Source organism: Paenibacillus sp. MT86, from assembly GCF_058792535.1.
Window position 1 is genome coordinate 2,284,999 of record NZ_CM179499.1, and the last position, 15,142, is coordinate 2,300,140.

General features: G+C 53.1%; 11 protein-coding genes. 10 read left to right on the forward strand and 1 reads right to left on the reverse strand.

The features are described 5' to 3' along the window. Positions 1-10: 10 nt before the first annotated feature. Positions 11-1,051 carry a LacI family DNA-binding transcriptional regulator gene (locus AC3RCL_RS09970; RefSeq protein WP_492535307.1) on the reverse strand — a complete coding sequence of 347 codons (1,041 nt, stop codon included), beginning with the start codon at positions 1,049-1,051 and terminating at the stop codon, positions 11-13. 508 nt (positions 1,052-1,559) lie between these two features. Between AC3RCL_RS09970 and AC3RCL_RS09975 the strand changes: the two genes are divergently transcribed. The 10 genes from AC3RCL_RS09975 to AC3RCL_RS10020 all read left to right on the forward strand — a co-directional run bounded on the left by AC3RCL_RS09975 (position 1,560) and on the right by AC3RCL_RS10020 (position 15,083). Continuing rightward, the gene (locus AC3RCL_RS09975) at positions 1,560-2,483 is read left to right on the forward strand and encodes an ABC transporter permease (protein WP_492536310.1); all 924 of its coding nucleotides are present in this window, start codon (positions 1,560-1,562) and stop codon (positions 2,481-2,483) included. 16 nt (positions 2,484-2,499) lie between these two features. Next, entirely contained in the window at positions 2,500-3,381 is an 882-nt protein-coding gene (locus tag AC3RCL_RS09980; RefSeq protein ID WP_492535308.1) for a carbohydrate ABC transporter permease, read from the forward strand. Between the two features lie 51 nt (positions 3,382-3,432). Further along, entirely contained in the window at positions 3,433-5,034 is a 1,602-nt protein-coding gene (locus AC3RCL_RS09985; protein ID WP_492535309.1) for an ABC transporter substrate-binding protein, read from the forward strand. A gap of 83 nt (positions 5,035-5,117) precedes the next feature. Beyond that, positions 5,118-6,587: a glycoside hydrolase family 32 protein gene (locus tag AC3RCL_RS09990; protein ID WP_492535310.1), complete on the forward strand. Its 1,470-nt coding sequence runs from the start codon at positions 5,118-5,120 to the stop codon at positions 6,585-6,587. Between the two features lie 36 nt (positions 6,588-6,623). Beyond that, complete coding sequence (locus AC3RCL_RS09995) at positions 6,624-7,508, forward strand: ROK family protein (RefSeq protein WP_492535311.1); 885 nt, start codon at positions 6,624-6,626, stop codon at positions 7,506-7,508. Between the two features lie 92 nt (positions 7,509-7,600). Next, positions 7,601-11,416 (forward strand): GH32 C-terminal domain-containing protein, encoded by a 3,816-nt coding sequence (locus AC3RCL_RS10000; protein ID WP_492535312.1) that lies wholly within the window; start codon positions 7,601-7,603, stop codon positions 11,414-11,416. Between the two features lie 250 nt (positions 11,417-11,666). Further along, positions 11,667-12,284: a ribonuclease HII gene (gene rnhB, locus AC3RCL_RS10005; RefSeq protein WP_009590921.1), complete on the forward strand. Its 618-nt coding sequence runs from the start codon at positions 11,667-11,669 to the stop codon at positions 12,282-12,284. 80 nt (positions 12,285-12,364) lie between these two features. Then, positions 12,365-14,392 carry a TP0910 N-terminal domain-containing protein gene (locus AC3RCL_RS10010; RefSeq protein WP_492535313.1) on the forward strand — a complete coding sequence of 676 codons (2,028 nt, stop codon included), beginning with the start codon at positions 12,365-12,367 and terminating at the stop codon, positions 14,390-14,392. After that, positions 14,389-14,703 (forward strand): EscU/YscU/HrcU family type III secretion system export apparatus switch protein, encoded by a 315-nt coding sequence (locus AC3RCL_RS10015; RefSeq protein WP_015736344.1) that lies wholly within the window; start codon positions 14,389-14,391, stop codon positions 14,701-14,703. Before AC3RCL_RS10010 ends, AC3RCL_RS10015 begins: the two co-directional genes overlap by 4 nt. Continuing rightward, positions 14,700-15,083 (forward strand): YraN family protein, encoded by a 384-nt coding sequence (locus AC3RCL_RS10020; RefSeq protein WP_192571266.1) that lies wholly within the window; start codon positions 14,700-14,702, stop codon positions 15,081-15,083. Before AC3RCL_RS10015 ends, AC3RCL_RS10020 begins: the two co-directional genes overlap by 4 nt. The last annotated feature ends 59 nt before the right edge of the window (positions 15,084-15,142 follow it).

Sequence of the window (15,142 nt, forward strand, 5' to 3'; positions counted from 1 at the left end):
AAGGATAAAACTAGTCTGTTTTTTCGGTCGATGCCCTGAAGATCGGCTTGGTTTGGATATGGGTGACTTGATAGGGCAGCGCCGGTTCTTTCACCCGGGACAACAGCATATTAGCCGCAGTAATTCCCATTTCATCGCTATAGATATGTACCGTTGATAAATGGGGTTCAACGATGCGCGATTCAGGCGCATTATCAAAGCCGCATACGGCAATGTCGCTGGGGATGGCGATATGGCTATTCTTCAAGGCTTTCATCACATTGACCGCAATAAAATCATTGGCGCATACAAAAGCGGACGGCAACTGTTTCATCTGTTTCAGCCGCTTCTCCATCCAGTCGGACTCGGAGAAAAACTCGCGGTCCGGGTTTAGGACACACTGTTCCGGATCCAGCCGGACCCCCATCTCGGTCAAAGCCCGATTAAATCCCACCCAGCGTTCGTTAAAGCTCTTGCAATGCCGGATGTCCCCGATGAATCCCAAAGATGCGTTGCCCTGCTCGATGAGCTGCTTGGTCATATGACAGGTGCTGTGTTCATTCTCCATTAGAAGCAAATCCGCCTGCAAGTCCGGGTAGAACATGTCAGCGGCACAATCGATAAATACGGTAGGAAGGCCCAGGCTTGTGAGCTCCTTGCTGTAGTCCATATCAAATAACTCGATACATATGATGCCATCCACTTTGGAGGATTCAAAATTGTTAGGCAGCGTCCGAGAGCTTCGATCGATGTCACGGACAATATGAATGGACAGGTTATATCCTTCCGCGCTGATTCGTTTCTCAAGCCCGCTGATTAATCGCGAGCCAAAATGGGAGGTGCTTGGGAGATTCGCCGTCAGAAGAGCGATGTTTCCCGGGTTTTTGGTCAGCAGATTGTCCGTCTCCATGAAAGCAAACTGTTTGTATTTCAGTTCAATCGCTTTTCGGATAACCTTGCTGCGCGTCTCGTCCGGAATACTTTCGCTCCCGTTCAGAGCCTTGGATGCCGTGTTTCTGGAGATCCCCAGTGCATCGGCAATATCTTGAATTGTGACTTTTTCTTTCGTCATGTATCTGATTTCACCTCAAATGATCAAGTTCATGCGAAGGTCCGCTGTTTCTTCCAGTCGCTTATGACCTCTGAATATCTTAAATCAAATGTATAATAGATTAGCCCAAATAGCAACCTTGACTTTACAAATGCACAATATATTTAACATTTAAACTGAAGAGGTTTTGTCATTTTCCTGGTTGCCATTTATTTATATTGGCTGGAACATCATCTAACAAGGAAAAAAATAATAAATCCTTCCAACTTTATAAGGAAAAGAGCTTCTGTTGCTCATTTTCATGAATGGAAGAGGAAATAAATGAACAAATAATGTTGTCAATTGCACAAATTAAATTTTACAAATACTATTGACTGATGTTACATCATTTGATAAATTGTAAAAGCGACATTCAACATAAGTGAAAAATGAAAGCCTTTTCTGTAAGCAATATGTAAACTTCTCTAGAAAGAACGGGGGAACAGGTTTGAGACATTCAGTGGAACCAGCCAATCAGGGGGCAGGGGTAATCAGGGGACGGAGCTCCGCAGGGCGAACGCTCGCTTTCATCAAGAAAAACTATTTTCTGTACATACTGCTGGCCCCGGCGCTTATATTGACCCTTATTTTCAAGTACGTTCCGATGTACGGTGCCGTTATCGCATTTAAGGATTTCAGCCCGATTAAAGGAATCCTCGGGAGCGAGTGGGTCGGGCTCAAGCATTTTGAAAAATTTATCGCCTCGCCAAATTTTGACGTCATTTTTATGAATACGCTTAAATTGAGTTTTTTTGGTCTTATCTTTAGCTTTCCGGTGCCGATCCTGCTTGCGCTCATGTTAAACCAGGTTCGCAAAGCGGCAGTCAAGAAAAATATTCAATTGTTCCTGTACGCGCCCAATTTCATCTCGGTGGTCGTCATTGTCGGGATGCTGTTTATCTTCTTGTCCCCGACGGGGCCGATCAATCAATTGGTCATTTGGATGACGGGAAATCCGCTGATGTTTATGTCGCAGCCGGAATACTTCAGGTGGATTTATATTCTATCAGATATATGGCAGGGTGCCGGATGGGCCTCCATCATCTATGTGGCTGCTCTTGCGAATGTGGACCCCGAGCTGCATAACGCGGCCAGCCTGGACGGAGCTAACCTTCTCCAGCGCATCCGACATATCGATCTGCCTACGATTAGGCCGATTATGGCGATCGTCTTCATACTGGCGGCGGGTGGCATTATGTCCATAGGCTTTGAAAAGGCGTATCTGATGCAAACCTCGATGAATCTTCCTACTTCGGAGATTATCGCTACCTATGTGTACAAGGTCGGCTTACAGTCAGGCGATTATGCGTACTCGGCAGCCGTTGGTTTATTCAACTCCGTCATCAATGTCATTTTGCTCGTAACGGTGAACTTTATTGTCAGAAAACTCAATGAAGGCGAAGGCCTCTACTAGGAAAGGAGTCATACTCATGGCCGTCAAACATTCTCGCTTCGACCGCTTTCTGTTGTCATTAAACGCGATCTTTTTAACGCTTGCTGTACTGGTCGTTGTCGTTCCCTTGGTTTACATTGTGGTGGCCTCGTTCATGGATCCCACCGTGCTGCTGAATCAAGGACTGTCTTTTAAAATCTCCGATTGGAGCCTGGAAGGATATCAGATGATTCTGTCCAATCCCGCGATGCTCCGCGGATTTGGCAATGCCGTTTTCTATTCGACGGCATTTGCGCTTCTCACGGTAACGGTTTCGGTCTGTGCGGGATACGCGCTTTCGGAGAACCGGCTGGCCGGACGCCATTGTTTCATGACGTTGTTCATTATCACCATTTTTTTCGGAGGCGGACTAATCCCTACGTATTTGCTTGTAAGGGAGCTTGGCATGCTCAATACGGTATGGGCCGTGATCATCCCCGGCGCGGTGAATGTGTGGAACATCATTTTGTCACGAACCTTCTTCAAAGGAGTGCCGAATGAATTGAAAGAGGCAGCCAATGTGGATGGGGCTTCCGATATGAAAATCTTTGTCCGGATCGTACTGCCGCTATCCAAGCCCATTATCTTTGTGCTCGCGCTGTATGCCTTCGTGGGCCAGTGGAACGCATTCTTCGATGCCATGATCTATCTGGACGATCCCAAGCTGCACCCGCTTCAGCTCGTTCTACGATCGATTCTCATACAAAACCAGGCTGCGCCGGGCATGATCAGCGACCAGCTTGCGATGGCGGAACTGAAACGGCTCTCGGAAATGATTAAATATTCGGCGATCGTGATCTCCAGCCTTCCGCTATTGATTATGTATCCGTTCTTCCAAAAGTACTTCGAGAAAGGTGTTATGGTAGGCTCTCTCAAATAGCGGGCCGCTTCAACATAGTTATCCAAATACAGGATTCGGGAGGTCATTGATATGAATACGAAGAGATCCAAGAAACATAACCGTAAAAAAGCGGTAACCCTGACAGCTCTGGCAGCCGTGCTGCTCTTGTCCGGGTGCGGCAAGGGCGGGGAAGCCTCAAATGAGTCGCCGGACGGTAAAGTCACCTTGAACGTCCTGACGCAAAGTTCGCCGCTGGCTCCTGCCGACCCTAACGAGAAGCTGATCAACAAGCGCCTGGAGGAGAAGACGGGCATTCACATCCAGTGGAAGAATTATACAAGCGATGTATTTGCGGAAAAACGCAATCTGGCCGTAGCGAGCGGAGATTTGCCCGATGCCATCTTCGATGCGGGGTACGGAGATTACGATCTGCTGAAGCTGGCAAAGGACGGAGTCATCATTCCCGTGGAGGATTTAATCGAACAGCATATGCCCAATCTGAAAAAAGTGTTGGAGGAAGCACCGGAATACGTCAACATGATTACGGCGCCGGATGGGCATATTTATTCCTTTCCATGGATCGAGGAGTTGGGCTCAGGGAAAGAGCGGATTCAATCGGTGGATAACTTCCCATGGATTAACGTGGAGTGGCTCGACGCCGTGGGGCTGGATATGCCAACTACGACGGAAGAGCTGAAAACCGTATTAAAGGCGTTCAAAACCCAAGATCCGAACGGCAACGGACAGGCTGACGAAATACCGCTTTCCTTCATTAATAAGCCGGGCGGGGAGGATCTGACATTCCTGTTTGCTTCATTCGGCTTGGGCGAGAACTGGGATCACACCGTTGTTACGGATGACGGCAAGGTGGTGTTCACCGCCGCAGAGGAAGGGTATAAGGAAGCCATAGCATTCATTCACGAATTGTATGAAGAGGGATTAATTGACATCGAAGCATTCCAGCAGGATTGGAATACCTACCTGGCCAAGGGAAAAGACCATCGGTACGGCATGTATTTTACGTGGGATAAAGCCAACATCACGGGCATGAATGATACGTATGACCTGATGCCGCCGCTTGCAGGGCCAACCGGCGAGATCAATGTAACGAGGACGAACGGAATCGGACTGGACCGGGGAAGATTGGTCATTACCAGCAGCAACAAGAAGCTGGAAGAAACGGCAAAATGGATTGATGCCATGTATGAACCGCTCCAATCGGTTCAGAACAACTGGGGAACTTACGGCGACGATACCCAGCAGAATATTTTTGAGCTGGATGAAGCCAAAGGGATGCTGAAGCACCTTCCGCTTGAAGGCACGGCTCCGGTAGAGCTTAGACAAAAAACAAGCATCGCGGGGCCGCTTGCGATCCTGGACGAGTATTATGGAAAATACACCACGATGCCGGATGATGCGGCGTGGAGGCTCAAACTCATGAAAGACGTCATGGTACCGCACATGAAAGCGGAGAATACATACCCGAAAGTATTCTTCTCCATCGACGAGTTGGATCGCTTATCCACGATTGAAGCGGACTTGTTCCCTTACCTGGAAAGAATGCGCACCGAATGGTATCAGAATGGAAAAGTAGATCAGGAATGGGATGCTTATCTGAAGGAATTGGATCGACTTGGGCTTCAGGAGTGGCTGACGATCAAACAAACGGGATACGACAGAAACATGAAGTAACCGAGTGGAATCGAGCGGCCGTTCCTGCATATCGTTGAAGTACGGTCGTAAATCCATGATAACGATAATGAAGGAGATCACAAATGACGAACACGGAACAGCAAAACTATCGGAATGCCTACCATTTTTCACCTCAGAAGAACTGGATGAATGATCCTAACGGCATGGTCTATTTTAATGGGGAATACCATTTGTTTTATCAGCATCACCCATTTGGCACCACATGGGGACCCATGCACTGGGGACATGCGGTCAGCAAGGATCTGGTTTCCTGGAAAGAGCTCCCCATTGCGTTAGCGCCGGATGAGCATGGCACGATCTTCTCAGGCAGTGCGGTTGTGGACTGGGACAATACCAGCGGATTTTTCGACGAAGAGCCCGGGCTTGTGGCGATCTTCACGCACCATCATGATGTGCCGGGCGCTCAGCAAATGATGCAGTACCAAAGTCTGGCGTACAGCAAGGACGAAGGAAGAACGTGGACGAAGTATGACGGCAATCCGGTCCTTAGCCATGACAGCTATGTTGATTTTCGGGATCCCAAAGTGTTCTGGCATGAGCCGTCGTCGCAGTGGGTGATGATTGTGGCATGCGGGCAGACGGTATGTCTCTATCGATCTTCAAACTTAAAGGAATGGGTATTTGCCAGCGAGTTTGGAGAGGGCATCGGATTTCATGATGGGGTCTGGGAATGTCCGGACCTGTTCCCCCTTGCAACGGAAGACAGTGGAGTGCGATGGGTCATGCTTGTCAGCATTGGGGATGATCCGGCCTTCGTCGAGGGCTCCAGAACGCAATATTTCATTGGAGATTTTGACGGGACAACGTTTATGCCGGATGAACGCTCCAAAGGTGAAGTGCGGTGGCTGGATTACGGCAGAGATAATTATGCCGGGGTCAGCTGGTCGGACATTCCGGCAGCGGATGGCAGAAGGCTGTTCATCGGCTGGATGAGCAATTGGAAATACGCAAACCTGACGCCAACGGATGGTTGGAGGGGAGCCATGACCTTGGTCCGGGAACTCAAGCTGGAGACGCTGGAAGGCGAAGTCATGCTAACGCAGCAGCCGGTTCGCGAAATGGAAGCGCACCGCACCGAGTTGCTTTCCTTGCATGGTATCGCTGTGGATGAAGCCGCTGTCCGGTTAGCCGATCTGCAGTTGGAGAGCAGCGAGATCCTTGTCCGCTTTGATGCTGCATTTTCGCTTGGTTTGAAAGTAAGGACAGGATTAGGGCAAGAGACCTTGGTTGGCTGGGATGCAAGAGCTGCCGAGGTTTACGTGGATCGCAGCCGTTCAGGGCAGGCGGATTTCCATAAGGATTTCCCGGGCAAGCATTCGGCACCGCTACAGACATCGGGCTCTATTCTGGAGATGCGGATTTTCGTGGATCGTTCGTCCGTGGAACTGTTCGCGGATCGCGGGCAGGCGGTGATCACGGATTTGATTTATCCTGATCCTGCTTCAACGGGAATAACCGTATTTGCCGATGATGGCCGGAAGGTGATAGAGTCCCTGCAAGTCTATGAGTTTTCTTCATCTAGTGGCCAGTAAAAGTACGATGAATGAGTAATAAGGAGATTCGGCGTTATGCGTATTGGAGCAATGGAAGCGGGCGGCACCAAATTTGTCTGCGGTATCGGGAATGAAAACGGAATCGTCGAGGATCGCATCAGCTTTCCGACAGGACAGCCGGAGGGTACATTATCCAGAGCCATTTCCTATTTCCAGGATCATGAGGTGGAAGCCATTGGCATCGGATCGTTTGGACCCATCGATCTGAAGCCGGAGAGCCCGACATACGGGTATGTAACGTCAACACCGAAACATGGTTGGTCGCAGATCAATGTCCTCGGTAACATGAAGTCGCATATGGATATTCCCTTTGGCTGGGATACGGATGTCAATGCAGCTGCTTTGGGCGAGGCGACTTGGGGAGCGGCCAAGGGGCTGAACAGCTGCGCTTATTATACGGTGGGTACAGGTATTGGGATCGGCCTTTATTCCGAAGGCCGGCTGGTTCATGGATTGGTACATCCGGAGGGCGGGCATGTTCCCGTGAAACGCCATCCCGAAGATGCCTTTGGAGGAACCTGTCCTTACCATGGCGATTGCTTGGAAGGATTGGCAGCTGGACCGGCGCTTGAAGCCCGATGGGGGTTGAAAGGACATCTGCTGCCAGCCGACCATCCCGCTTGGGAAATCGAAGCCTATTATATAGCGCAGTCCATCACCGGACTGATTCTGACGAATTCCCCGGAGAAGATCATACTGGGCGGCGGCGTTATGCAGCAGGCTCAGCTGTATCCCCTCATTCGTGCAGTGGTGAGGCGCAATTTGAACGGATATGTGCTTGCCGACGAAATTGTACATGATATCGAACATTATATAGTTCCCCCAGTATTAGGCACTCAGTCCGGGTTATGCGGAGCATTAGCTCTGGGAATCCGGGCATGGCAAGATTCGCAATCCTAAACAGGTCTGTCATCAGGAGATCAGCCCGATTGTTCGGGCTGTTCCTTCCTACCTATATAACGTGGGGTAAAGAATCGAAAAGAGGTGGATATATGAAATTACCGCAGGGTGTACATACAAAGTTGCTGCGCACGATGTCTACGATCACGATGACCTTGTTGCTGGCGACAAGCGTCGTTCCGGATTCGGCATGGGCGGCGTCAGCGATCCATGAAGAGAATGCAGCTTTGAAGGGGAAAGGAGAAAACGACATTTTTGAAAGCGCATCCAATGTAAATACCAACCTCGAGGGGTGGGAGTTGAAGGGCAACGGCAGGATGGAACAAACGGCAGAAGGTTTACGGCTTAGTTCCGATTCAAGTGAGAACGCAGCGGCGATCTCCGCAACCAGAGCGGATGATTTTGTCTATGAAGCCGATGTGATGATTACGGATATGCAAGCAGATGCTTCGCTGGTCTTTCGTTCAAGCGTTGACGGCTGGTCATCGTATATGCTGCAAATCGTTCCCAGCGCAGGCTTGGTACGCCTCAAGGATGCCCGCGAAGGGAATGGAAGATTGAAGGTGGAAAAAGCGGTCGCGTTGAGTCGGGGGGACATCGTTCACCTTAAGGTCAAGGTGGTAGGCAGCAATATCAAGGTATATTGGGGAAGCCAATATGAACCGATGATAGAAATCGATGATACGGCTTATTCCACAGGATACCTGGGTCTTCATGTGTGGGACGGTTCCGCCCTGTTTCAAAATATCAAGGTGAGCGAGTGGAAAGGCAACCTGTTCGGACGGGCAAATACGAGCGGGGACTGGCAGCCTGACATCAAAGGGCTTAAGGGATCGGCATCGAAGGGGCTCGAAGCCTACAGGGTCTATAAGAATGCGGCTGCGGATTATGTGCTGGAAGGCAATATCACCTTAGGGGGACAGGCTGAAGCCGGGTTCTATTGGAGAGGGAACGATCAAGGAACGGAGGGATACGAAGCCGTATTCAGGAGAGAGGATGATCAGGTCCGGGTAACGCTGGAAACCTCGGATGGAAAGGTGATTGGCGCATCGAGCCGTACCTATCCAAGCCTGCCAACAAGTGCGCATCATGTGGAGATCCACGTCTCCGGAGACAGTATTCAAATGGTTGTAGATGGTTACGAACCCGCTGCGATCCGCGTATCCGACGGAAGTTACGCGGGCGGATCGATCGGGATGAAGGTAAAGTCCGGAACGGCTTACTTTCAGGACGTTTACGTAACCCCGATGGCGGATTATTATACAGAGGAATATCGCCCGCAGTATCACTATAGCCCAATCCGAGGCTCGGCAAGCGATCCGAACGGATTGGTCTATTTTGAGGGGGAATATCATCTCTTCCATCAGGACGGAGGCCAGTGGGCGCATGCGGTCAGCCGGGATCTGGTGCATTGGAACCGGCTGCCGATCGCACTGCCTTGGAACGATCTCGGACATGTCTGGTCGGGTTCTGCCGTAGCCGATACAACGAACGCTTCAGGCCTGTTCGGGGATTCTGGAGGCAAAGGGCTCATTGCCTACTACACATCCTTCAATCCTGATCGGCCGGGCGGGAATCAGAAGATCGGACTTGCTTACAGCACCGATCACGGACGGACCTGGACGTATTCGAAAGAACGGCCGATCCTCATCGAGAACCCGGGCAAACAGGGCGAGGATCCGGGAGGATGGGATTTTCGCGATCCTAAAGTGGTACGGGATGAAGCCAACAACCGCTGGATCATGGTGGTATCAGGGGGAGATCATATCCGTTTCTTTACCTCCGACAATCTGGTCGATTGGACCTTAACGGACCGTTTCGGGTATGGGGAATATATCCGTGGAGGCGTGTGGGAATGCCCGGATCTGTTTCAGCTTGCCGTGGACGGCTCCGGTCAGCGCAAATGGGTGTTGATGATCAGCAGCGGCGCTAATCCGAACACCCAAGGCTCCGATGCGGAATATTTTATCGGCGATGTGACGCCAGACGGCAAATTTATGAATGATCATACGGCGGGGACCGTGCTGAGAACGGATTGGGGCAAGGAATTCTACGCCTCCATGTCTTTCTCCGACCTGCCGGACAATCGAAGAATCATGCTGGCATGGATGACGAACTGGGATTACCCCTTCAGTTTTCCGACTTCGGGCTGGAAAGGTCAGCTGACCATCCCTAGAGAGCTGTCGCTCAGAACGACGAGTGAGGGGATACGTCTGCACCAGTCTCCAATCTCTGAGCTAGAGACCCTCCGGAATACGGTAATCCATGTGAATAACAGGCAAGTGACGGAGACCTCGCAGAATGTGTTAAAGGGGATTCAGGCCGGCGCGTTTGAAATCGAGGCGGAAGTCGAGATTCCGACAGACAGCAGCGAGCTGGAATTCGGCTTCCGGCTGCGGGAAGGCGGCGGACAACAGACGGTGGTCGGTTATAACAACTCCGCGCATCACATGTTCATTGACCGTTCTGCATCGGGAACCACGGATTTCTCCAGCCTGTTCTCGACCGAACACAAAGCTTTGCTGCACCCCGTAGATGGAGTGGTCAAGCTGCGTATTTATGTCGATGAATCTTCCGTCGAGGTGTTCGGCAATGACGGAAACATTGTGTTCTCGGACGTTATTTTTCCGGATCGGGCCAGACGGGGGATGAGCTTTTACACTCTAGGCGGCCAAGTAAAGCTGAAATCCCTGAAGGTGCATGAGCTGGATTCTGTGTGGAGGCCTCTTGATCCATCGGAACCTGCTTCCCGCATCCTGTTGGATTCATACGAGCTGGACCTGTCCCGGGGACAGACCGAATCGTTGTACGCTGCCGTGGATCGTGTCCCGGGCAACGGGAAGAAACCTTTGGTATGGACATCCAGTCATCCCGAGACGGTCCGGATTGTTTCATCCGATGAGACCCATGCCGTATTGAAAGCGGCGAATGCGGGAGAAGCCGTCATTACGGCCTCAACCCCAAACGGAAAAATATCGGCGAGCACCCGCGTGTTGGTCTCGAGCGGAACATTCAAAACGAATCTGACGGGATGGAAACCGGATCTTAAGGCCTCGAAGTGGGTCCTTACCGAGCATGGAATCCGGGGCAGCCATTCGAGTGATGCTAATTATATGGCGCAAGAGAGGGCAGGAGACTTCACGTTCGAGGGAGACATGCGGCTTGGGGAAGCAGGCGGTGCCGGATCCATGCTGTTTCGGGCAAGCGGGGACGGCCGCAGCGGATATTATCTGAATTTGGATCCTGGTTTGAAGTCGATTCGGCTCTTCTACATGGTCGAAGGTCGATTCGAGGAACGTCAAGTCCTGGCCAGCGTTCCCGGCTTTATCCAAGGGGGAAGAGGCTATCACCTGAGGATTGAAGCGAAAGGTCCGCATATTCAAGTCGGCGTGGACGGGAAGACGGTAATCGATGTGATGGACGGGACATTTGCCGAAGGACATTTTGGGGTCAATGTGTTCGGCGGACAGGCTTCCTATCAAAATGTCTACGTCCGTCATTCGTCTGAAGCTCGACTGACGAAAACCAGCTTCACGAACGAAGCCGTGAACAAGGCGATCCATACCGAGAAATCCGTAAACGGCGAACCCGTTACCGTGAAGGAATCAACGGGTACGGGCAACCTGCTATGGGTATGGGTACCGACAGGAGAAGAAGGCACGTATTCCATTCGCACGCCGGAAGGGAAGGCTTTGGATGTGGATACCGGGCAGAACCGGATTCAGTTATACACGTATCTCGGTTATAACAATCAGCGGTGGAGAGTAGAACGTCAGGAAGATGATACGGTAACCATCCGATCCGTCCACGATGGACGGGCGCTTGCCGTAAAGGCTGACGGTTCGGGGCTGGAATTGAATGAGCCGGATGCCGCTTCGGATCGTCAGCGATGGCGGCTTGGGCTTTGAAGCCAAGGATCGATAAATCGAATAAAGGGAAGAGCTGCCGCTGCCGGCGGCTCTTTTTTTCGGGGAGTATAACCGATGGTTCGCCGATGGACGAACCCATTCCTGCCGGGATGCGGAACGGGATAAAAGGGTGACGCTCCCTGGCGAGTATGATACTCTAGAAGAGTTACTAGATTGATAGAATAGATGCGATACACCGTGTGAACGAATAGGCAACAAACGGTAATTCGGAACCAAAGGGGTTAAACCTATGACAGATTTATTAATGTACGAGCGAGAGTATTGGAGCCGTTATATACATATTGCAGGCATCGACGAGGTCGGCCGCGGTTGTTTGTTCGGCGATGTGGTCGCTGCGGCGGTCATTATGCCGGAGGGGCTGGTCATTGAAGGAATTAACGATTCGAAGAAACTCAGTGCCAAGAAGCGGGAAACCCTATACGACCTTATCATGGAGCAGGCGCTGGCGGTCGGCGTCGGTTTGGTGGATGCGGAAACGATTGACCGCATTAACATTAAACAAGCGGCAAGACTTGCGATGAAGAAGGCGATCGAGCAGTTGGCGGTTCCCCCACAGTTTCTGCTTGTTGATGCCGAGAAGGTGGATTGCGATATTCCCCAGCGTGCCATCATTAAAGGGGACGCCAACAGCCAGTCCATTGGGGCAGCTTCCATTATAGCCAAGGTCACCCGCGATAGGCTGTGCGAGGGGGAATGGGAGGCGCGTTATCCGGAATACGGAATCGCCGTACATAAAGGCTATGCTACCAAGTTTCACCGGGAACAGCTGCAGCTGCACGGACCTACCGCCATGCATAGAAGAAGCTTTTTGAAAAATATGGAGATTGAGCAATTGTCCTTGTTCTAGATTTCGATGCAGCCCGCCCTCGTCAAAAGGCGGGCTGCTGCCGATATATAAGGTAAACAGAAGGTGTGGGAGGAACTATCGTGAACATCGGATCGTTGATTCGCGGACTCCTGGGCGAGCAGAAGCCGGGAGACGCCAAGACGTTGGAACTTAAGCCGGGTCAAGTCGTTCGCGGTGTCGTTATGAACGTATCGGAGGACGGGCAGGAAGCGGTGGTGCAGATCCAGGGCGTTCAAGTGAAAGCGAAGCTGGAAACGCCGCTCCGAGCCGGGGAAACGGCTCTGCTGCAGGTTCAGCCGCCGGGAGAGGGAGGGACAGCCGTGCTTAAGCCTCTCAGCCAAACGCCGGGACAGCCGTTGTCCCCTTCATCCATGGCTGAGGTGCTGGATTTTGCGGGTCTACCGGATACGAAGGAAAACCGCGAAATGATCCGGGGCATGCAGAACGCGGGAGTTCCCCTGACGAAGGACAATATTGCCATGTTCCGAGAGGCTTTGGCCGTAAAGCCTCCTCAGATCCCGGCTGCGGAATGGGCGGAGTCGGCTGCGATCGCGTTTCACCGCGGACTGCCGATTAGCCCTGAAAGCGTAAAGGGACTGCATCAGGCCGTATTCGGACCCCAGCTGCATCAGCTGTTGCAGTCGCTGGAGCAGCAGCTGACGTCTGCTCTAAGCAACGGTATCGGAGGCGCAGCGGCTGCCGGGAAAAATGCAGCGTCCGCTGCGCCTTCGACGGCAGCTGGCGCAGAGGCTACCGCTGCCGCGCAGCAGCAAACAGCAGCGAACAATGCTGCCGGCGTTGCCGCGCAGGCCGGCTCAGGTCAGCAGGCGCTGCTGACCAAGCTGCAGGGCCTGTTGCAGCAGCTGCGCGGCGAGCTCGCGCAGCCATGGGCCAGCGGCGGCACGGCAGCGCCTGCCGCCGGACAACCCGCCGCCGTGCCCACAGGGCCGGCGGCAGCTCTTGGCGAAGGGGCCGCAGGCCCTTCGCCAAAGCCGCCCACCCCCGGCGCGGAGCCGTGGGTGGGGCGGCTCTTGAAGCTGCTCGGTGCGGAGCACGAGCAGCAGGCTCTGCGCGGGGCCGGGACGGGCCCCGCGGGCGAAGCTGCGCGCAGGGGCAGCACCGCGCCGGCAGCGCCAGCCGGGCAGCCTGCCGCGACGCCCGGAAGCGGCACGGCCGCGGGCACGGCTCACGGCGCCGCCGCGCCCGGAGCGAATGCGGCCGTGACCGCATCGGCAGCTGTTCCAACGGCAGCAGGCGCGGCTGCACCGGCTCCGGCCGCAGCGCAGCCAACCGCTGCTGCGGCAGCCCAAGCTTCCCTGCCCGCCACTCCTGCCTCTGGCAGCGGGGGCGCAGCAGCGAATATGCCAGGAGCCTCCGCCACGCCAGGGAATGCGGCAAACGCGAACCAGCAGGCGCCGGGTGTTCCGAATGCTCAGACCGGCGCCGCGAATCAGCCGGGCTTGACGCACCCGGTAACGCCAACCGTACAGCAGCAAATAACCCAAGGCGTGCATCAGGCCGCTATGGCTGCAGGGCCATCGGGGGATTCGTCGCTTGCCCTGCAGGATACGCTGAAAGGGGTGCTGCTTCAGGTGCTGTCCAGCCAGGATGCGCCTCCGGCGCTGAAGGAAGCGGCCCAGCAGGTCATTCAGCATTTAACGGGCCAGCAGCTCTTGCTGAATACCGATCGAACGGCGCCGTTCGCACAGATCACGCTGTTCATACCTTTGCATGGCGCCGACGGGGAACAGACCGCGTCCGTACATATTCAATCCCGCAGAGGCCGTAAAGGCGAGCTGGATGCAACCAACTGCAGGCTGTTGTTCGACCTGGATATGAAGTTTCTGGGGCAGACCCTGATCGATGTGCAGGTTGTTGACCGGATCGTCAGCCTTAACTTTCGGAATGATCAGCCATTTGCCGCGGAGCTGTTCGAAGGGACCAAGCAGGAGTTGGCACAAGCCGTTTCGTCGATCGGCTACCAATTGCTCAGCGTCAAAACAGAACCGCTGCCCCTGGATTCGCTGCCGGCAGCAGAAGATTCCGTGCAGGGAACGGCAGCCGAATACACCCCTCAGGTTTATAAAGGGGTGGACATGCGGGTATGAGCAAGCTAGAGAAAGAGGAAGGGTCAATCACCGCCATGAAAAAGGCGGTTGCGCTTAAATATACGCCCGGCGAAAGCGAAGCGCCGGTTGTGGTTGCCAAGGGACAAGGCAAACTGGCGGAGTCTATATTGGATAAAGCCAAAGAGCATGGCGTTCCCGTGCAGGAAGATGCTGCCTTGGTGGAGATTCTCTCCAAGCTGGATCTGGATCAGCAGATTCCGGAGGAGCTGTACCAGCTGGTTGCGGAAGTGCTGACGTATGTTTATCGTGCGGATCGTCAAGCGAAGGACGGAGGGATGATGCCGTCATGACCTCGCCATCCGGAAAAAAGGACAACCGCAAGCAAAAAGGAGCGGCTGCCGAAGAATTGGCGGCCGCCGCCCTGATTAAAAAAGGATACCGGATTCTGGACCGGAACTGGCGCTGCCGTTTTGGAGAATTGGACATCGTGGCGGAAACAGGGGAGACTCTTGTGGTGATCGAGGTAAGGAGCCGAAGCGGTACGACCCGCTTCGGCACGCCCTCCGAGTCCGTGAACGCCCGCAAAGTGATGCAGGTCCGTAACACGGCCCAGCAGTATGTTCACCAGAAGCGTTATTACGAACGGACGATACGTTTTGACGTCATTTCGGTTATGCTCCGGGAAGACATGACGGCAGATTCGATGGATCATATCGAGAATGCATTTTAAGTTGGATCTGATCCGAATCGATAAGAATAACCATAGAAACAGGTGAGGGCTCCTTGATC